Genomic DNA, 18,041 nt, shown 5'->3' with positions numbered 1-18,041 from the left:
AGGCCATTGCGAAGGGAGCAGCCGTTATGCCCAACACTCAGGCCCCCATTCTTGACGTACCGGATAACGGGGGGGAGTTCGCCGTTGATCACGGCCAGCACCAGGCCCCAATCCTCGAAGTACGCGATCTCGAGGTGGAGTTCGCCGTCGATGACGGCAAGATCAAGGTGCTCGACGGGGTCAGCTTCAAGGTGGCCCCCGGTCAGACGCTGGGGATCGTCGGCGAGTCTGGCTGTGGCAAGAGTGTCACTTCACTCGCCATCATGGGGCTCTTGCCCAAGCCCCATGGTCAGGTGGTAGCAGGCTCCATCCGCTTTCAGGGGGAGGAGCTGCTGTCGCTTGCACCAGATCAGATGTACAAGGTGCGCGGCAACCGCATCTCGATGATCTTTCAGGAGCCGATGACGGCCCTCAACCCGGTGCAGACGGTGGGGGAGCAACTGATGGAGGTGTTTCGCCTCCATCGCCCCGAATATGACAAGGCCCAGCGCAAAGCCGCGGCCATCGCCATGCTGCAGAAGGTGGGGATCCCTGAGCCGGCCCAGCGCTTTGCGGTCTATCCCCACAACCTCTCCGGCGGCATGCGCCAGCGGGTGATGATCGCCATGGCACTCTCCTGCGAGCCGGACCTGCTTATCTGTGACGAGCCGACCACGGCCCTGGATGTCACCATTCAGGCCCAGATCCTCGAACTGATGAAAGAGCTGCAGGCCCAGACCGGGATGGCCATCATCTTTATCACCCACGATCTGGGGGTGGTGGCGGAGCTGTGCGACGAAGTGGTGGTGATGTATGCCGGGCGGGCGGTGGAGCAGGCCGACGTGTTCGAGCTGTTTGACCACCCCCGTCACCCCTATACCCACGGCTTGATGAGCTCGATCCCGCGCCTTGAGGATGAGCCCAAGAGCCTGCTCAAGACCATCAAAGGACAGGTGCCTGCCCTGCACGAGATGCCCGCAGGCTGCCGCTTCTCCAACCGCTGCCCCCATGCGACCGATCTCTGTATCAGCGCCATTCCGGCGGTGGAGCAGTTAAATCTGCGCCACCATGTCGCCTGTCACTACTGGAAGGAGTTGACCGCATGAGTACTCTGTTATCGGTCAGGGATCTGAAACAGCACTTCCGGCTGGGAGGCGGGTTCCTGCGCAAACAATATACGGTTCACGCGGTGGATGGCATCAGCTTCGATCTCAAGCAGGGGGAGACGCTGGGGCTGGTGGGTGAGTCGGGCTGTGGCAAGTCCACCCTCGGGCGCAGTCTGCTCAAGCTGTTCGAGCCGACCGCGGGCACCATCACCTTCGAGGGGCGCGACATCACCGCCCTCAGCCCGAAGGAGATGCGCTCCCTGCGTCAGGAGATGCAGATGGTGTTTCAGGATCCTGCAGAATCCCTCAACAGCCGTCACACTGTGGGCCAAATTTTGGAGGAGCCCTTCATCATCCACGGTAAAGGCAACACTGAGCAGCGGCGCGGCTGGGTGCAGGAGTTGCTGGCAAAAGTGGGCCTGCCGGGCAGCGCCGTGGATCGCTACCCCCACGAGTTTTCCGGCGGTCAGCGCCAGCGGATCGGCATCGCCCGCGCCATCGCCCTCAAGCCTAAGCTGCTTGTGTGCGACGAGGCGGTCTCGGCCCTCGATGTCTCGGTGCAGTCACAGATCGTCAACCTGCTGCTCAGCCTGCAGCGGGAGATGAACCTCTCCATCATCTTCATCGCCCACGATCTGTCGGTGGTCAAACACATCTCGGATCGGATTGCGGTGATGTATCTGGGACGGATCGTCGAGCTGGCGGATGCCCAGTCGCTCTATCTGGCGCCGCGCCACCCCTATACCCAGGCGCTGATCTCCGCCATTCCGGTGCCGGACCCGCGCAGGCGCAGCCAGCGCATTCTGCTGACCGGCGATGTGCCCTCCCCCATCTCGCCGCCAAGCGGCTGCCACTTCCACCAGCGCTGCCCCCATGCGACCGAGTTGTGCAAAAGCAAGGCGCCCAAGCTTGAGGCGTGTGATGAGTCCCATCATCAGGTGGCCTGTCACACCCCGCTTGCTGTTGGTGGTCACGCCATCAGTGACAACGCCATGAGCAGCGACAGCAGGCTGGAGCAGGCGAGCTAGGCGCAGCGAACAAACATCAGGGTAGAAACAGACGAGGCGGCCATCAGGCCGCCTCGTGCTATCGGGTCACGCTTGTCTTATCGAGCCACTGCCGCAGCTTGTCAGGCAATCTGGTAACGGCCCGGCTTGTGGTTGAGTGTCAACACCAGATTACAGATAACCGCCGCCACGATGGATAGCGCCAGGATCCAGAGCTGCACCACGAAAAACGAGGCAACAACAATGGCGCAATCGAGCCCCATCTGCAGCTTGCCCGCCCGGATGCCAAAGCGATCCTGAATAAAGAGCGCCAGAATGTTGAAGCCCCCCAGACTCGACTTGTGACGGAACATGATGAGCAGACCCATGCCAATCAGGGTACCGCCGATCAGCGCCGCATAGAGGGGCTCTATCTTGCCGATCTGCAATACACCGTTGAGGTGATCGGTCATGTAGGAGACCGCCGCCACCGAGACAAAGGTGTTGAAGGTAAAACGTGGCCCCATCCGCAGCCATGCCAGCGCATAGAAGGGCAGGTTGATGCCGAAGAAGAGCAGGCCGAAGCTGATGCCGGTCACCTTTTGCAGCAGCAGCGCCAGCCCGGCTGTGCCGCCAGTGAGCAGACCAACCTGATGAAACAGAAAGATGCCGAGGGAAACAAAGCCGGCCGCCGTCAGCAGGGCCAGCACATCCTCATAAATAGGATGGGCAGTGCGAATCGAGGTGTTGTCCATAACCTGTATCCAAGCGAAGTAAAGAGAGAGTGTCTGTCGCCTGCCGTTGCGGGCGGGCTGCGAGCCCTGTCCACAGGGCTTCGTTATGGGGTCCAGTCTATTTTTTGTGAAAAGGATCACAACAGTCAGGCTGAACGCCCCATTCTGGTGCCTGTCATCTGGCATTGACACTCGCTGCACCAAGATGCAGCATGCCGCGGTTTAAGCGCGCCATCCCCCCATTCACAGCACGAGGCACTTTTCATGAAGGTCACCATTTTTGGCACAGGCTATGTCGGGCTGGTGCAGGCCGCCGTTCTGGCCGAGGTGGGCCATCAGGTCTGCTGCGTGGATGTGGATGATGAACGGATCGCCGCCCTCAGGCTGGGGCAGATCCCCTTCTATGAGCCGGGGTTGGCCCCGCTGGTCGAGAGCCATCTGGCCAGCGGCCGCCTGAGCTTCACGGTCGATCCCGCCATTGCCGTGGCACACGCCGACCTGCTGCTGATCGCAGTAGGTACACCAGCTGATGAGGATGGCTCGGCCGACCTGCAACATGTGCTGGCGGTGGCCGACACCATAGGCCGACTGATGAGCCGCCCCAAGCTGGTGGTGACCAAGAGCACAGTACCGGTCGGTACCACGCAGCAAGTAAGGGAACATATTGAGCAGCAGTTGGCCATGCGTGGACTGACACTCACCTGCGAGGTGGCCGCCAATCCCGAGTTTCTCAAGGAGGGAGCGGCGGTCAACGACTGCATGCGGCCGGACCGCATCATCATCGGCTGTGACAGCAAGCGGGCGCTTGAGCAGTTGCGCGCCCTCTACGCTCCCTTCAACCGTAATCATGACCGGATCGTGGTGATGGATCTGCGCAGCGCCGAGCTCACCAAATACGCCGCCAACGCCATGCTGGCCACCAAGATCTCTTTTATGAACGAGATGGCGGCCCTCGCCGAGCAACTGGGGGCCGATATAGAGGCGGTGCGCCAGGGGATGGGGGCAGATCCCCGCATCGGTTACCACTTTATCTACCCGGGCTGCGGCTACGGCGGCTCCTGCTTCCCCAAAGATATCAAGTCGTTGCGCCATACCGCGGCGAGTGTCGGCTGCGACGCCCCGCTTTTAGCGGCGGTCGAGCAGGTCAACCAGCGCCAGCAACAGAAGATGGCGCAAACCCTGCTGGCCCGCTTCGGCCCGGATCTGCGCGGCCGCACCTTCGCCCTGTGGGGGCTGGCGTTCAAACCCGGCACCGACGATATGCGCGATGCGCCGAGTCGCCCGCTGCTGGCCGCCATCTGGGCTGCCGGTGGCCGGGTGCAGGCCTTTGATCCCAAGGCGATGGGGCGTGCCCGCCAGATCTACGGCCAGCGGCCGAATCTGCTGCTCTGCCCGACTCAGGAGGCGGCACTGGAAGGGGCCGATGCCCTGCTGATCTGCACCGAGTGGCAGGCGTTTCGTGCCCCCGATTTCCAGCAGCTAAAGGCCCTGCTCAACCAGCCCGTCATCATCGATGGCCGCAACCTCTATGACCCCCGCCAGCTCAGTGAGCTCGGGTTTGACTATCACGCCATCGGGCGGCCACATCTTCCCGCCAAAAAGCAGCCTGCCAACACCAGTTGCAACCCGGAGACTCAACCATGATCTATCTGATCACCGGCGTCGCCGGTTTTATCGGTTTTCATGTAGCCAGCCAGCTGTGCGCCGCAGGTCATCAGGTGGTGGGGATCGACAACCTCAACGACTACTACGAGGTGAGTCTGAAAGAGGCGCGGCTGGCCCAGCTGGCCAGTTTCCCCCATTTTCACTTCGAGCGGCTGGATCTGGCGGATCGCGAGGCGATGGCGGCTCTCTTTGCCAGCCACCGTTTCGAGCGGGTGATCCATCTGGGGGCGCAGGCGGGGGTGCGTTACTCCATCGAAAATCCGTTCGCCTATGCCGACAGTAACCTCACCGGCATGCTGACGGTGCTGGAGGGGTGTCGTTACCACGGGATTCAGCACCTCATCTACGCCTCCTCCAGCTCGGTCTATGGCATGGGGGATCAGATGCCCTACTCCACTGCGCAGCAGGTGGAACACCCGGTCTCCCTCTACGCCGCCACCAAGAAGAGCGGCGAGCTGATGGCCCACGCCTATTCGGCGCTCTATGGCCTGCCAACCACAGGGCTGCGCTTCTTTACCGTCTACGGCCCCTGGGGCCGCCCCGACATGGCCATCATCAAGTTCACCCGCGCCATCCTCGCGGGTGAGCCCATCGACGTATACAACCACGGCGATCTCAGCCGCGACTTCACCTACATAGACGACATAGTCGCGGGAATCCTTGCCGTCGCCGATCAGCCGCCCCGCCCAAATCCCGATAGGCACGCCAGCGAGCAGAGCGCGGCCGAGAGCGCCGCCCCCTACCGCATCCTCAATATCGGCAACGGCCAGCCGGTGCGGCTGCTCGATTTTATCGAGGCGCTGGAAGAGGCCATCGGCAAACCCGCCATCAAGCGGATGCTGCCGATGCAGGCAGGTGACATGCACACTACCTGGGCCGACAGCGAACCGCTGCACACCCTCACCGGCCTGCGCCCCGCCACGCCCCTCAAGCAGGGGGTTGCCGAGTTTGTCCGCTGGTATCTCGACTACTACCAGCCCGACCGCTGACGAGCGCGGGTAGCCCCTCGGTCATTGATGAGTTAATCAGATACCACTGATGCCCCGCGGGTTTTAGGATGGCTGAACGCACTGTCTGCGCACCATAGCGAGGATTTGAGATGCAATCACAGGAACAGGGTCTGATCGATGGACTGTTCGACCGCCTCAAGCAAGCGCAAGCCAGGGATAGCAAGCGAGACCAACAAGCGGATCAGCTGATCCGCCAGCATCTGGCCCAGCAGCCCGATGCCCCCTACTACATGGCCCAGGCTCTGCTGATCCAGCAAGCAGCCCTTACCCGTCTCAACGAGCGGGTCAAGGAGCTGGAAGCCAGCCAGAGCGCACCGAGCAGCGGCAGTTTTCTCTCCGGCCTGTTTGGTAGCGAAAGCAGCCCGCCCCCGCGCTTTACGCCTCCACCGGCAACCGCTCCTGCCCAGCCCGCATCACGTGCCAGCTCATTTTTAGGGGGCGCCCTGCAAACCGCCGCGGGTGTGGCCGGTGGCGTCATGTTGGCCGATATGATCGGCGGACTGTTTCACAGCAACCGGCCCGAGGAGATCATCGACATCATAGAGCCAGCGCCCATCGTCAATCCGGTCGATGCGGAACCGGTACGCTGGGACGGCTGGGATTCACCTCCCGATGTTGGCAGCAGTTTTCTCGACGACGATAGCCAGAGTGGCGGCTGGACCGACAGTGACGATAACAACGGCGGTTTCTTCTAACCGTCAAACCATTACTGGCCCCGCATCTGGCGGGGCCCAACTCGATACGAAACCCATGACTATGGAAAGTGTGATGACACCACGGACCGGCAGCTGCATGACGCGATATAATCACTTCGCTTCGTGCCACCCGGGAGATACTCCCGACCCCAGGCGCTCTGTCCGTGGCCATGCAACACCCCCATGACGACAAGGAGCCACCTCATGATCCGAACCCTTCTCCTGATTGGCGCCGCCATCGCGGCCTATGCCCTGGCCCAGAACCACACCCTGCTTCCCCTTATCAGCATGTTGATCCTGCTTTCGCTCTGGGTTGTCAGCGAAATTGGCAGCTTCTATCGCGCGCTTCCTCCCGCCGACCTGGATGAGCATGAGTATCACCACGACTTCTAACCCGATGAAAAATGGTATGAAACTCTCGCAATGCCGTTAGTTCCATACCATTTTGCTCTCTGAAATCCCCCCGCTATAACAACAGGATCCACTGCCTTCATGGCGATGGCAGCCATGTTCCTCTATATCTTCTGTACTCAAACAGGAGATAACCCATGAGGCACATCAGCGAAAACGGACTGTTTTTGCTGCTTTTTTTGTCGTTGTTACTGGCAGGTACGCCGCGGGCGATGGCACAAGGCAGGGATTTCAGACAGGCTCCCAAGGCGCTAACAGCGATCAAGCAGGGTCAAGTTGCCCAGCAACACGGTCATCTGCAAAAAGCCATCGCCCTCTATTGCGTGGCCGCCAGTACCGGCAACCCGGAAGGATATTTCCGGATCGGTCGCCTGCTCGCCACCGGCCCTGCCTCGGTGCGCAGCGCGAAAATGGCCAACAGCTATCTCGCCATGGCGATGCGCCTTGGCAACCAGCAGGCCAGCCGCTACTACAACCCGCGGGTCGGCAATGCCCCCATGGGCGATCAGTGCGGTGTCGGCATGCGCGGCGGACAAGGGAGTTATTTCGCCCTGCCCAGCACATCGTTCAATGTCGAGGCCTATCTGGCGCGCCAGTCACCGGGCAAACAGAAGCTGGCCACCATGCTGCGCCACGCAGCCAAGCGCCATCAGGTCGATGTGCGGCTGGTGCTGGCCATCGCCATTGCCGAATCCAACCTCGAAAGCCGCGCCGTCTCCGCCAAGAATGCGCAGGGGGTGATGCAGCTGATCCCCGAAACCCAGCAGCGTTTTGGTGTCACTCAACCCTTTGATCCGGCCCAGAACATCAAGGGTGGAGTCAGTTATCTCAAATGGCTGGATCGCTGCTTCGATGGCGACTGGGTACTGATCTCGGCGGCCTACAATGCCGGGGAAAAAGCGGTGGAACGCTATGGCGGGATCCCACCCTATGACGAGACCCGGGAGTATGTGAAACGGGTGCTCTACTTCGCTGGCCACAAGCAGCCCTGAGCGGGGGGTCAGGAGCTCGCCCGATCGGAAGGCGGCACACGCCTCTTTCTGCGGCCACTGTGGCGGCCACGCCCCCAATAATCGAAGCCATAGTGGCGGTAGTAACCCACCAGATTGCTGACCAGAAACAGCCCCTCCATCAGCGCGGCGACCGGTGAGCCCACCAGCAGGTTGTTGACCAGCCAGCAGAGGGTGCCAAGCAGCATCCAGCGCCGCAGTTGGCGATCATCCGGGCAAAACGCGGCCCGGGTTTGCAGCAGGCTGGCCAGCAGCCCGATCAATGAGAGCAGGCCCTGATAGGTCGCCAGCGCAGCCGCACAGGCCAACCCCATGAAAAACCACATCAATATGCGGCGAACCAGCCAGATACTCACCAGAAAGCGCACGCTGGCCAGCAGCAACAGGCAGGCGGCCGACCACTGCCCGAGCAGGGCAAAGTGACCGGCATTGAGGGCACAGGAGAGGGCCAGACAGGCCAGGATCCTGCGGCGATCCCGCAACTGAAACGACAACAGATCGAGCAACAAGGCCAGGCTCACCACCAGTTGCGACCACAGAAACAGCGACATCATCCACACCTCGTCTGTCATTTGGATGACGCAGCATGAAGTGGCAACCAGCAGGTGGCATTAACCCGTGTTAATGCGCCTGCGGATCCGTGACAGGGTGACCGGGCTGATGCCGATGTAGTTAGCAAGCTGCACTTGGGTCAGTCGTGCAGGCCAGTGGGGGAAGGTGTGGCAGAGCTCCCGATAACGCTCTTCGGGGGAGTGGAGCAGCAAAAACGCCTCCTTGCGCTCCTTGTAACCGAGCTGCTGACGCAGCAGGGCCATGCAGACCGGCTGCCAGATGGGCTCATCCAGCAGGGCGATTGGCACCCGCACCACCTGCAACTCCGTCAGCGCCTCCAGCTGGTAGCGGGCGGGCGACCCCGTGAGCCAGCTGTCGTAAAGCAGGCAGAGCTCCCCCTCGAAGTAGAACTCCTTGCAGCGCTCCTGCCCATCCCGGGTGTAATGGCTGGCACGGGCGATGCCCGCTTCGATATAGAAGGCAGCCTCCTGTTCGGCCCCTTGCGCCAACAGCACCTGACCGGCGCGCAGCGTCTGCCGTGGCAAACGCTGACAGAGGGATTCGCTCAAGGCAGCGTCCAATCCCATTGCACACAAAAAGGTGGCAAGCAGGGGGGCTTGAGGAGATGGGTTCATGAGGGCTCCGGAACAAAACGGCAGCCCACATCATGCCCAAATTGCACGACTGATGCAGCAAGGCGTGACCCTGTTGGCAAAGGGGGGACATAGCCGGGTGCCGCCTTTGCCCCCCCTCGTCCGTTGGTTTACAATCGACGGGTTTTTTGGAACCCGGTTGACCTGTGTCGACCTGGCCCCACCACGACATCAGTCTGTTAATGCCAAGACATTAACCTGCTGAAAAGGAAGAGAATTAGCCAATGGCTCAATTTATTTACACCATGAACCGGGTCGGCAAGGTAGTGCCGCCCAAGCGTCATATTCTCAAGAACATCTCCTTGAGCTTCTTCCCGGGCGCCAAGATCGGCGTGCTGGGTCTGAACGGCGCCGGTAAATCGACCCTGCTGCGCATCATGGCAGGCATCGACACCGAGATCGAAGGGGAAGCCCGTCCGCAGCCCGGCATCAAGATCGGCTACCTGCCGCAGGAGCCGAAGCTGGATCCGGAGCAGACCGTACGCGAAGCGGTCGAAGAGGCCGTTGGCGAAGTGAAGCGCGCCATGGCCCGTCTGGACGAGGTCTATGCGGCCTACGCCGACCCGGATGCCGACTTTGACAAGCTGGCCCGCGAACAGGGCGAACTGGAAGCCATCATCCAGGCCCAGGGTGGCCACAACATGGAAAACCAGCTGGAGCGTGCGGCCGATGCCCTGCGCCTGCCGGCCTGGGATGCCAAAATCAAGCACCTCTCCGGTGGTGAGCGCCGCCGTGTGGCGCTGTGCCGTCTGCTGCTGGAAAAGCCGGACATGCTGCTGCTGGACGAACCGACCAACCACCTGGATGCGGAATCCGTGGCCTGGCTCGAGCGCTTCCTGCACGACTACGAAGGCACTGTAGTGGCCATCACCCACGACCGTTACTTCCTCGACAACGTGGCGGGCTGGATCCTGGAGCTGGACCGCGGCGAAGGTATCCCGTGGGAAGGCAACTACTCCTCCTGGCTGGAGCAGAAGGACGCCCGTCTGGCGCAGGAAGCCAGTTCCGAAGCGGCCCGTCGCAAGTCTATCGAGAAAGAGCTGGAGTGGGTTCGTCAAAACCCGAAAGGGCGTCAGGCCAAGTCCAAGGCCCGTATGGCTCGCTTCGAAGAGCTCAACACCAACGACTACCAGAAGCGCAACGAGACCAACGAGCTGTTCATTCCGCCCGGACCGCGCCTCGGTGACAAGGTGGTGGAAGTGGCCAACCTGCGCAAATCCTATGGTGATCGGGTGCTGATCGACGATCTGTCGTTTGCCATTCCAAAGGGTGCCATCGTCGGCATCATCGGTCCGAACGGTGCCGGTAAGTCGACCCTGTTCCGCATGATGTCGGGTCAGGAGCAGCCGGACTCCGGTTCCATCACCCTGGGTGAAACCGTGGTACTGGCCTCTGTCGATCAGTTCCGCGACAGCATGGATGACAAGAAGACGGTATTCGAAGAGGTCGCTGACGGTCAGGATATCCTGCGCATCGGCAACTACGAGTTCCCGAGCCGCGCCTACATCGGCCGCTTCAACTTCAAAGGTTCCGACCAACAGAAGCGGGTTGGCGAACTCTCCGGTGGTGAGCGCGGTCGTCTGCATCTGGCCAAGCTGCTGCAGACCGGCGGCAACGTGCTGCTGCTGGATGAACCGACCAACGATCTGGATATCGAAACCCTGCGCGCCCTCGAGAACGCCCTGCTGGAGTTCCCGGGTTGTGCCATGGTCATCTCCCACGACCGCTGGTTCCTCGACCGTATTGCCACTCACATCCTGGACTATCAGGATGAGGGCAAGATCGAGTTCTTCGAAGGTAACTTTACCGAATACGAAGAGTGGAAGAAGAAGACCTACGGCGCCGAGGCGATCCAGCCCCATCGCGCCAAGTACAAGCGCATCGCCAAATAAGGCTGACTGCGTGTTGAGGGGAGCTTCGGCTCCCCTTTCTCTTGCCTTTTGACTTACAATCCTAGACGGATGCCTTTGCATGGATGTAGCACGATGACGACCCCCATAGAGAAAAAACTCACCATCCAGATCCGGGTTGAACCGGGTTGCCTCGGGCCGGATGGCAAGGAGCACATAGAGACCTTCTGTGCCGCTGCCGCCAAGATTTTTGCCGCCGTGGAGCCCGAGCTGGTGAGCTGGGTGCTGATCCCCCGCTACGACAAGCAGTTGCCGGAGCAGGAGTTCTTTCTCAACGATCTCAAGCTGAGCGAGGAGCAGGCCAGTCTCTTTCTGCGCCGCTTCGGTCGCGAGCTGGGTGAGGTACAAGACCGGCTCGATTCTGTGCTGGCCCAGCTGGTCGAGCGCTACTTCAAAACCCTGTAAGCCCCCCATTTTCGATAAAAGGTTCTCTGCTGAGAACCTTTTTTCATGCTCAAAAAGCAAACGTTTGAATTTTTGCTCTATTCATTGATCTGCTTCGCAGATCCGGGGTTTGTAAACGGCGTCGCCTGTGTAAAAATGTGCGCGCTGTCACGGTATCAGGACGAGTCTGGTTACTTAACCGCCAGAAACAGGGCAATTTACCCCGCATGGATGGGATAGCCCGTTCCCCTGCTGCTTATTTCACGTCACCTATTGGAATCCAACATGAATCAACAACACCAAGCTGCCAATCAGGCCGCCGGGCAAGGATTGCTTGAGCGCCTGTTTGCCCTGCAAGGCCATGGCACTACCGCCCGCACCGAAGTGATCGCCGGTATCACCACCTTCCTGACCATGGTCTATATCGTGTTCGTCAACCCGCAGATCCTCTCTGCTGCGGGCATGGACACCCAGGCCGTGTTCGTCACCACCTGCCTCATCGCCGGTATCGGCAGCATCCTGATGGGCCTGTTGGCCAACCTGCCGATCGCGCTGGCCCCCGCCATGGGCCTCAACGCCTTCTTCGCCTTCGTGGTGGTCGCCGGCATGGGTTACTCCTGGCAAGTGGGTATGGGCACCATCTTCTGGGGCGCCATGGGTCTGTTGATCCTCACCCTGCTGCGGGTGCGCTACTGGCTGATCGGCAACATCCCGCTCACCCTGCGGGTTGGCATCACCGCCGGTATCGGTCTGCTGATCGCCCTGCTCGGCCTGCACAACGCCGGGATCGTCGTGGCCAGCCCCGCGACTATGGTGACCGTGGGCAATCTCACCTCCCTGCCCTGCCTGCTGGGTCTGCTCGGTTTCTTCCTGATCTGCATCTTCTCCGCCCGCGGCGTCCACTCCGCCGTACTGATCGCCATCGTGGTCACTACCGGTCTGGGCTGGCTGTTTGGCGATGTCACCTTCAAGGGCTTCGTCTCCATGCCCCCCAGCATCGAACCGGTGTTCGGCCAGCTGGATCTGATGGGCTCGCTCGATATCAGCCTCGCCGGGATCATCTTTTCCTTTATGCTGGTCAACCTGTTCGACTCCTCCGGCACCCTGATCGGCGTCACCAACCGCGCCAAGCTAGCCGATGACAAGGGCCACTTCCCGCGCATGAAACAGGCGCTGATGGTGGATAGCGTGAGCTCCGTCGGCGGCTCTTTCATGGGCACCTCCTCGGTCACCGCCTTTATCGAGAGCAGCTCCGGCGTCGCCGTCGGCGGCCGTACCGGTCTGACCGCCATAGTGGTCGGCCTGCTGTTCCTGCTGGCGATCTTCTTCTCTCCGGTCGCCGCCATGGTGCCGGCCTACGCCGCCGCTGGCGCCCTCATTTATGTGGGCGTGCTGATGTGCTCCGAGCTGACCCGGGTGAAGTGGGAAGATCTGACCGAAGCAGTACCGGCCTTTATGACCGCCGTCATGATGCCGTTCAGCTTCTCCATCACCGAGGGGATCGCCGTGGGCTTCATCTCCTACTGCGTGATGAAGGCAGGTACCGGTCGCTGGCGCGAGATCAACCCCTGCGTGCTGGTGGTAGCCCTGCTGTTCGTCCTGAAGTTCGTCTGGGTCGACAGCCACTAAGCGGCACTCTGTCCCAATAAAAATGCCAGTCAGCTGACTGGCATTTTTTTATCCGAAACTATTCTCGGCCTGTGCGCTGGCCATAAAAAATCCGAAACCAGTGGTTTCGGATTTTTGCTATTCAGCATATGGCAGAACAGGGTTATCTCCTCGTCTGCCACATCGGCAGCACTTACTCGGCAGCCATACGGGCTTCGATGTAAGCAAGCGCACGGTCGATACGAGCGAGAACACGCTCTTTACCTACCAACGCCATTACGGCGTCGATGGCAGGGGACTGGCCCAGACCAGTGACGGCCACACGCAGCGGCATACCAACCTTGCCCATGCCCTGACCCAGCTCGGCGGCGGTCGCTTCTATCAGCTCGTGCAGCGCTTCGGTGGTCCAGCTATCCAGTGCAGCCAGCTTGGTCTTGGCCAGAGCCAGCGGCTCGGCAGCAACGCCACGCAGGTGCTTCTTGGCTGCCGCTTCGTCGATCGCCTCAAAATCTTCGAACAGATAGCGGCTCTGGGCGGCCATCTCGACCAGGGTGTTGCAGCGCTCGGCCAGCAGGGTGACCACGTCGGCCAGCGCCGGGCCATTGCTGGTGTCGATCTTCTGGTTTTCCATGTGCCATGCCAGATGCTTGGCCACATAGGTCGGATCCAGGCTGCGCATGTAGTGGTTGTTCAGCCACAGCAGCTTGTCGGTGTTGAAGGCAGAGGCGGACTTGGAGATGGCATCCAGGCTGAACAGCTTGATCATCTCGTCCAGGGTGAAGATCTCCTGATCGCCGTGGGACCAGCCCAGACGTACCAGATAGTTCAGCAGCGCTTCCGGCAGATAGCCGTCGTCGCGGTACTGCATCACAGAAACGGCACCGTGGCGCTTGGAGAGCTTGGCGCCGTCGTCACCCAGGATCATGGAGACGTGGGCAAACTCCGGCACCGGCGCGTTCAGCGCCTTGTAGATGTTGATCTGGCGCGGGGTGTTGTTGATGTGGTCTTCACCACGCACCACGTGGGTGATCTCCATATCCCAGTCATCGACCACTACGCAGAAGTTGTAGGTCGGCGCGCCGTCGGTACGGCGGATGATCAGATCGTCCAGCTCGGTGTTGGCGAACTCGATGCGGCCACGGACGTGGTCATCGAACACCACGGAACCTTCGGTCGGGTTGCGGAAGCGGATCACGTGCGGCGCATCGGCCGGGTGATCGTGGGCGTGGTCGCGGCACTTGCCGTCATAACGGGGCTTCTCGCCGTTGGCCATCTGGCCTTCACGCAGCGCTTCCAGACGCTCTTTGGAGCAGTAGCACTTGTAGGCGCGGCCATCGGCCAGCATCTCGTCGATCAAACCGTTGTAGCGATCGAAGCGCTTGGTCTGGTAGTAGGGGCCCTCATCCCAGTTCAGCTCCAGCCATTCCATGCCCTCAATGATGGCGTCGATCGCCTCCTGAGTGGAACGTTCCAGGTCGGTATCCTCAATACGCAGCACGAACTCACCGCCCTGGTTCTTTGCAAACAACCAGGAATAGAGTGCGGTACGGGCACCGCCGACATGCAAAAAGCCGGTCGGGCTGGGAGCAAAACGGGTTTTGACTTTCATCTTTAAGCCTTGTGTAGAGGGCCTTGGGCCAATTCGTTAAAAAAACCGTCGCATTTTAGCACCGACAATCACGGATGGGAAAACCATGACGCCATTGCGGGCTAAAGTAGGGGATTAAATCTGTCGCCATTTGTATCTGTAACCCGATATTTGAAGAGGATCGCAAAACAGAAGCCCCGTTTCCGATTTGCTATGCACAATGCTGGAGAGCTGCCTCCTCCGGTCGATACCCAAATAACGCTCACCACACTTCTCACGAACAAGGAAGAGACGATGCAGTTCCGTTCTATCCAGAATCGCATTCTAGTGATGGCCGGGATCGCCATGACCGCAGCCCTGGTCATCCTGATCCTGCTCAACCAATACTCCGGCCAACAGACCCAACAACTCACCATCAGCTCCAGCCGTGAAGCGCTGCAGCAGGAGGCATGGCAGAAGGTCAGCGCCAATGCCCGCGCCGAGGCGGCCACCATCACCCAACTGCTGCAAAAAGGGCTCTCCTACACCCAGCAGATGGCCAGCGCCCTCGCCCTGCAACAACAGGGCAAACTGCCGCTGGATCGCCAGCAGGCCACCGACCTGCTCAAAGCACAGTTGGCGTTGGAGCCCCAGCTTTATGGCGCCTTTGCCGGCTTCGAGCCCAACGGTTTCGACGGTCAGGATGCCAGCTTTGCCGGTCAGACCGCGCTCGGTAGCGACAGCAAGGGGCGCTTCGTGCCCTACTTCTATCGCGACAAGGATCAAATCGGCACCGATCTGCTGCTCTCCATCGAAAAAACCGACCCGGACGAATTCGGCAATCCCGCCAACGACTACTACGCCTGCCCGAAACGGGAAGGGCGCTCTTGCCTGATCGATCCTTTCAAAGTGGATATCAACGGTCAGCAGGTGCTGGTGAGCACTATCACCACCCCCATCATGGTGGATGGTCAGTTCAAGGGGATCGCCGCGCTGGATCTGGCGGTGGACTCTATCAGCCGTCAGGCCAAGAGCCTCAACAGCAATATCTATGACGGCAAGGGCGAAACCCTGATCGTCAGCGCAGCCGGTGTCATCACCGGCACCAGCGGCGATGCCAGCCTGCTCGGCAGCAGCGCAAGTAAGGTGCTGGGCAACCAGTGGCAACAGTACCTGAAACCAGAAGTTCAGCGTCAGGAGCTGGACGAGTCATTTCGTATTTCCGTCCCCATCATGGTACCGGGAATGAGCCGCAACTGGGCCATCATCGTCACCCTGCCCTACAAGGTGGTACTGGCGGGCGCCGATCAACTGGAAAGCCAGCTCAATGAGATGAACCGGGCCGCGGTGACCCAGCAATTGGTGGGCGCCGTTATCGTACTGGCGCTGGCGCTGGCCACCATGCTGGTGATTGCACGCAGCATCACCGGCCCCATCCGTCAGATGGTCAGCCTGGTGGATGACATCGCCGATGGTGAAGGGGACCTCACCAAACGCCTCACGACCCGCTCGGTGGATGAGCTGGGGGATCTCGCCAAGGGGATCAACCGCTTTATCGACAAGCTACAAGGGTTGCTCGGGGATGTGCTCAAGACTGCCAGCGAGGTGAACCGCTACGCCGGTGACACCGATCGCATCGCCGGTCAGACCGACAACAACCTACAGCACCATCAGGCGGAGATGGAGCAGATGCTGACCGCGGTACAGGAGATGTCCTACGTCAGTCAGGAGGTCGCCACCCACGCCAACAATACCGCCGACTCGGCCAAACAGGCGCAAAGCGCCGCCGATCAGGGCAAGGAGCGCTTCCAGCAGGTGATCCAGTCGATGCACAAGGTCGCGGCAGAAGCCGGTAAAGGGGCCGAAGTGGTGGAAGGGCTGGCTCACGACAGTGCCCAGATCACCAGCATCCTCACCGTCATTCAGGGGATTGCCGACCAGACCAACCTGCTGGCCCTCAACGCCGCCATCGAGGCTGCCCGGGCTGGCGAACAGGGCCGCGGCTTTGCGGTAGTCGCCGACGAGGTGCGCAAACTGGCGGGCAATACCCAGCAGGCGGTACAGAACACCCAGGAGTTGATCGAGAAGATCCGCCTCAGCTCCACCAATGCAGTCAACGCCATCACCCAGAGCCAGCAGCTGACCCATCAGGCGGTGGGCGAGGCGGATCTGGCGGAAGAGGCGCTCGGCAGCATCTACCAGGCCATCTCCACCATCAACGACATGACCTATCAGATCGCCTCCGCCGCCGAAGAGCAGAGCTCGGTCTCAGAAACCGTCTCCGGCAACCTGTCAAAAACCAACGCACTGGCCAACGACATTGCTCAGGATGCGACCGAAACGGCCAAAGCCAGTCAGGCATTGCGTCAAGCGGCCGACAAATTGCAGCAATTATTGGGTCAATTTCGTCTCAGCTGATAATTTTCCGCCTCAGGACTCTCCCCCTCGGGGGCGAGTCCGTTTACCATAGGCGACGAATTTGCCTGATGGCAGGCAATGTAGTGAGAGGTAAATGCCGTGCCCACCCCGGACCGTCGCCCACGAGGCCATAACAGACGAGCCCAGCAGCGTCGCCAAGACGAATCACAAGGATCCCTGCTCCATCGCATCAATGCCGCGACCCTGTCCCTGCGCCAACGTTTTGGCCAAGGGATGAGCAACCTCGGCCAACGCCGCCAGGATGCCAAAGCAGGCAAATTCAAGCAGTCCAGCCCGCTGCCCCGCAAAAACACCATAGGTCTGCTGATCCTGCTCCCGCTCTGGTTGCTGGTGCTGGCCTGGGAGCCAGCGCCATCCGCCCCCAAAGCCGCCCCTTCCGGCTCGCTGGAAGTGCCGCTGGCCGTGCCTGCTCAAGCTCTAACTGTCGGCAGTGGCGCTGCAGGCAGTGCGCCCGCGGCAGCCAAGCCGGTCGAAGAGAAGGTCAACGGCACCTGGCTGCAACACGATGTACAGGCGGGTGAGACCCTCTACTCCATCTGGCGTAAATTCGAGTTGCCGGGTGCCGAGCTGAGCCGCCTGATCGCCATCGAGGGGCCGGATCGTCCCCTGACCCGCCTGCAATCGGGCCGCTCTATCTTCATCCTGGTGGACGACACCCGCCGCATCCAGCGGGTGGAGATCCGCTCCTACGGTCAGGCGGTTTACCGCTACGACCGGCAGGGCGAAGGGTTCGCCCTCAAGGAATAACAAAAACGGGAGGCGCTGGCCTCCCGTTTTTTTCAGTCAAATATCTTCAAATAAGCTACTGACTTCACAATATTTTTAGCTTGTTCAAAAAACGAAAGGGGTCAAATTGACAAGGATCGGCGCTAACGTACAATCGTTTGTGCTTTAGACAGGGATTGTTCTGCGTGCTACTGGGACAAAGAGACGTGGTCAGTCATGAGCCAACCCCTGCTTGCAAGGCAAATGCAGCCCAGCACGGGCTTAGTTTCATTTTGTTATTGATAGGATTTAGCACATGTCTGACATTCGCACCGGCCAGGTAAAATGGTTCAACGAAACCAAGGGTTTTGGCTTTATTGAACAATCCCAGGGTCCGGACGTATTCGTTCACTTCTCCTCCATCCAGAGCACCGGTTTCAAAACCCTGGCTGAAGGTCAAAAGGTCCAGTTCACTGTGACCCAGGGCAAAAAAGGCCCTCAGGCTGAGAACGTTACTCTGGTCTAAGCCCGCGCCAGTGAATCATGCAGGAGGAGCCAAGGCCCCTCCTCTTTTTTGCCCGCAATTCTTCCTGCCAACCACCTTTCCCTCGTAAAACCCGCACAATG

General features: G+C 60.4%; 17 protein-coding genes. 13 read left to right on the top strand and 4 right to left on the bottom strand.

Translation table 11 applies throughout. The features are described from left to right. The first annotated feature begins 26 nt into the window (after positions 1–26). Both AB5Y83_RS11130 and AB5Y83_RS11125 read left to right on the top strand, forming a co-directional pair. Positions 27–1,085 carry an ABC transporter ATP-binding protein gene (locus AB5Y83_RS11130; protein WP_368175167.1) on the top strand — a complete coding sequence of 353 codons (1,059 nt, stop codon included), beginning with the start codon at positions 27–29 and terminating at the stop codon, positions 1,083–1,085. After that, on the top strand, positions 1,082–2,113 hold the full coding sequence (locus AB5Y83_RS11125; protein ID WP_368175166.1) for an ABC transporter ATP-binding protein: 1,032 nt from the start codon (positions 1,082–1,084) through the stop codon (positions 2,111–2,113). Before AB5Y83_RS11130 ends, AB5Y83_RS11125 begins: the two co-directional genes overlap by 4 nt. A 101-nt stretch (positions 2,114–2,214) precedes the next feature. Here the strand turns inward: AB5Y83_RS11125 and AB5Y83_RS11120 are convergent, their stop codons facing one another. Further along, positions 2,215–2,826, bottom strand: a complete 612-nt coding sequence (locus AB5Y83_RS11120) for a YitT family protein (RefSeq protein ID WP_088870052.1) — start codon at positions 2,824–2,826, stop codon at positions 2,215–2,217. 243 nt (positions 2,827–3,069) lie between these two features. Here AB5Y83_RS11120 and AB5Y83_RS11115 point away from each other — a divergent pair, with 243 nt between their 5' ends. The 5 genes from AB5Y83_RS11115 (at position 3,070) to AB5Y83_RS11095 (ending at position 7,578) form a co-directional block, all read left to right on the top strand. Next, a complete protein-coding gene (locus AB5Y83_RS11115; protein ID WP_236397108.1) occupies positions 3,070–4,449 on the top strand; it encodes a UDP-glucose/GDP-mannose dehydrogenase family protein in 1,380 nt (459 codons plus the stop codon). Then, positions 4,446–5,459, top strand: a complete 1,014-nt coding sequence (locus tag AB5Y83_RS11110) for an NAD-dependent epimerase (RefSeq protein ID WP_236397106.1) — start codon at positions 4,446–4,448, stop codon at positions 5,457–5,459. The genes AB5Y83_RS11115 and AB5Y83_RS11110 overlap by 4 nt, the downstream gene beginning before the upstream one ends. Before the next feature lie 110 nt (positions 5,460–5,569). Beyond that, positions 5,570–6,175 carry a DUF2076 domain-containing protein gene (locus tag AB5Y83_RS11105; RefSeq protein ID WP_368175165.1) on the top strand — a complete coding sequence of 202 codons (606 nt, stop codon included), beginning with the start codon at positions 5,570–5,572 and terminating at the stop codon, positions 6,173–6,175. A 204-nt stretch (positions 6,176–6,379) separates the two neighbouring features. After that, positions 6,380–6,568, top strand: a complete 189-nt coding sequence (locus tag AB5Y83_RS11100) for a hypothetical protein (protein WP_335820505.1) — start codon at positions 6,380–6,382, stop codon at positions 6,566–6,568. A gap of 155 nt (positions 6,569–6,723) precedes the next feature. Then, positions 6,724–7,578, top strand: a complete 855-nt coding sequence (locus tag AB5Y83_RS11095; RefSeq protein ID WP_368175164.1) for a lytic transglycosylase domain-containing protein — start codon at positions 6,724–6,726, stop codon at positions 7,576–7,578. Between the two features lie 8 nt (positions 7,579–7,586). On the opposite strand, the gene AB5Y83_RS11090 is transcribed toward AB5Y83_RS11095, so the two are convergent. Both AB5Y83_RS11090 and AB5Y83_RS11085 read right to left on the bottom strand, forming a co-directional pair. Continuing rightward, the gene (locus AB5Y83_RS11090; protein WP_335841540.1) at positions 7,587–8,150 is read right to left on the bottom strand and encodes a YgjV family protein; all 564 of its coding nucleotides are present in this window, start codon (positions 8,148–8,150) and stop codon (positions 7,587–7,589) included. A gap of 57 nt (positions 8,151–8,207) precedes the next feature. Then, complete coding sequence (locus AB5Y83_RS11085) at positions 8,208–8,783, bottom strand: Crp/Fnr family transcriptional regulator (RefSeq protein WP_368175163.1); 576 nt, start codon at positions 8,781–8,783, stop codon at positions 8,208–8,210. 242 nt (positions 8,784–9,025) lie between these two features. Between AB5Y83_RS11085 and ettA the strand changes: the two genes are divergently transcribed. From ettA to AB5Y83_RS11070, 3 genes are all read left to right on the top strand, one after another. After that, positions 9,026–10,693, top strand: coding sequence for an energy-dependent translational throttle protein EttA (ettA, locus tag AB5Y83_RS11080; RefSeq protein WP_058059460.1), 1,668 nt, complete (start codon positions 9,026–9,028; stop codon positions 10,691–10,693). Positions 10,694–10,786: 93 nt separating this feature from the next. After that, a complete protein-coding gene (locus tag AB5Y83_RS11075; protein ID WP_058059461.1) occupies positions 10,787–11,116 on the top strand; it encodes a hypothetical protein in 330 nt (109 codons plus the stop codon). A 264-nt stretch (positions 11,117–11,380) separates the two neighbouring features. Continuing rightward, positions 11,381–12,724 carry an NCS2 family permease gene (locus AB5Y83_RS11070; protein ID WP_139405653.1) on the top strand — a complete coding sequence of 448 codons (1,344 nt, stop codon included), beginning with the start codon at positions 11,381–11,383 and terminating at the stop codon, positions 12,722–12,724. Positions 12,725–12,896: 172 nt separating this feature from the next. On the opposite strand, the gene gltX is transcribed toward AB5Y83_RS11070, so the two are convergent. Then, a complete protein-coding gene (gltX, locus tag AB5Y83_RS11065; protein WP_368175162.1) occupies positions 12,897–14,312 on the bottom strand; it encodes a glutamate--tRNA ligase in 1,416 nt (471 codons plus the stop codon). A gap of 273 nt (positions 14,313–14,585) precedes the next feature. Here gltX and AB5Y83_RS11060 point away from each other — a divergent pair, with 273 nt between their 5' ends. The 3 genes from AB5Y83_RS11060 (at position 14,586) to AB5Y83_RS11050 (ending at position 17,940) form a co-directional block, all read left to right on the top strand. Beyond that, positions 14,586–16,688: a methyl-accepting chemotaxis protein gene (locus AB5Y83_RS11060; RefSeq protein ID WP_368175161.1), complete on the top strand. Its 2,103-nt coding sequence runs from the start codon at positions 14,586–14,588 to the stop codon at positions 16,686–16,688. Positions 16,689–16,787: 99 nt separating this feature from the next. Next, positions 16,788–17,456, top strand: coding sequence for a LysM-like peptidoglycan-binding domain-containing protein (locus AB5Y83_RS11055; protein ID WP_368175160.1), 669 nt, complete (start codon positions 16,788–16,790; stop codon positions 17,454–17,456). A gap of 274 nt (positions 17,457–17,730) precedes the next feature. Beyond that, positions 17,731–17,940, top strand: a complete 210-nt coding sequence (locus tag AB5Y83_RS11050) for a cold-shock protein (protein ID WP_005338972.1) — start codon at positions 17,731–17,733, stop codon at positions 17,938–17,940. Positions 17,941–18,041 lie beyond the last annotated feature (101 nt).

It is taken from the genome of Aeromonas sp. R5-4, from assembly GCF_040908215.1.
GTDB classification, from domain to species: Bacteria; Pseudomonadota; Gammaproteobacteria; order Enterobacterales; family Aeromonadaceae; genus Aeromonas; species Aeromonas veronii.
This window is presented reverse-complemented; position numbering and strand designations above follow the sequence as displayed.

Coding starts and splice junctions, on each gene's coding strand:
- AB5Y83_RS11130 (WP_368175167.1), top strand. CDS start 27: ATGCCCAACACTCAGGCCCCCATTCTTGACGTACCGGATAACGGGGGG.
- AB5Y83_RS11125 (WP_368175166.1), top strand. CDS start 1,082: ATGAGTACTCTGTTATCGGTCAGGGATCTGAAACAGCACTTCCGGCTG.
- AB5Y83_RS11120 (WP_088870052.1), bottom strand. CDS start 2,826: ATGGACAACACCTCGATTCGCACTGCCCATCCTATTTATGAGGATGTG.
- AB5Y83_RS11115 (WP_236397108.1), top strand. CDS start 3,070: ATGAAGGTCACCATTTTTGGCACAGGCTATGTCGGGCTGGTGCAGGCC.
- AB5Y83_RS11110 (WP_236397106.1), top strand. CDS start 4,446: ATGATCTATCTGATCACCGGCGTCGCCGGTTTTATCGGTTTTCATGTA.
- AB5Y83_RS11105 (WP_368175165.1), top strand. CDS start 5,570: ATGCAATCACAGGAACAGGGTCTGATCGATGGACTGTTCGACCGCCTC.
- AB5Y83_RS11100 (WP_335820505.1), top strand. CDS start 6,380: ATGATCCGAACCCTTCTCCTGATTGGCGCCGCCATCGCGGCCTATGCC.
- AB5Y83_RS11095 (WP_368175164.1), top strand. CDS start 6,724: ATGAGGCACATCAGCGAAAACGGACTGTTTTTGCTGCTTTTTTTGTCG.
- AB5Y83_RS11090 (WP_335841540.1), bottom strand. CDS start 8,150: ATGATGTCGCTGTTTCTGTGGTCGCAACTGGTGGTGAGCCTGGCCTTG.
- AB5Y83_RS11085 (WP_368175163.1), bottom strand. CDS start 8,783: ATGAACCCATCTCCTCAAGCCCCCCTGCTTGCCACCTTTTTGTGTGCA.
- ettA (WP_058059460.1), top strand. CDS start 9,026: ATGGCTCAATTTATTTACACCATGAACCGGGTCGGCAAGGTAGTGCCG.
- AB5Y83_RS11075 (WP_058059461.1), top strand. CDS start 10,787: ATGACGACCCCCATAGAGAAAAAACTCACCATCCAGATCCGGGTTGAA.
- AB5Y83_RS11070 (WP_139405653.1), top strand. CDS start 11,381: ATGAATCAACAACACCAAGCTGCCAATCAGGCCGCCGGGCAAGGATTG.
- gltX (WP_368175162.1), bottom strand. CDS start 14,312: ATGAAAGTCAAAACCCGTTTTGCTCCCAGCCCGACCGGCTTTTTGCAT.
- AB5Y83_RS11060 (WP_368175161.1), top strand. CDS start 14,586: ATGCAGTTCCGTTCTATCCAGAATCGCATTCTAGTGATGGCCGGGATC.
- AB5Y83_RS11050 (WP_005338972.1), top strand. CDS start 17,731: ATGTCTGACATTCGCACCGGCCAGGTAAAATGGTTCAACGAAACCAAG.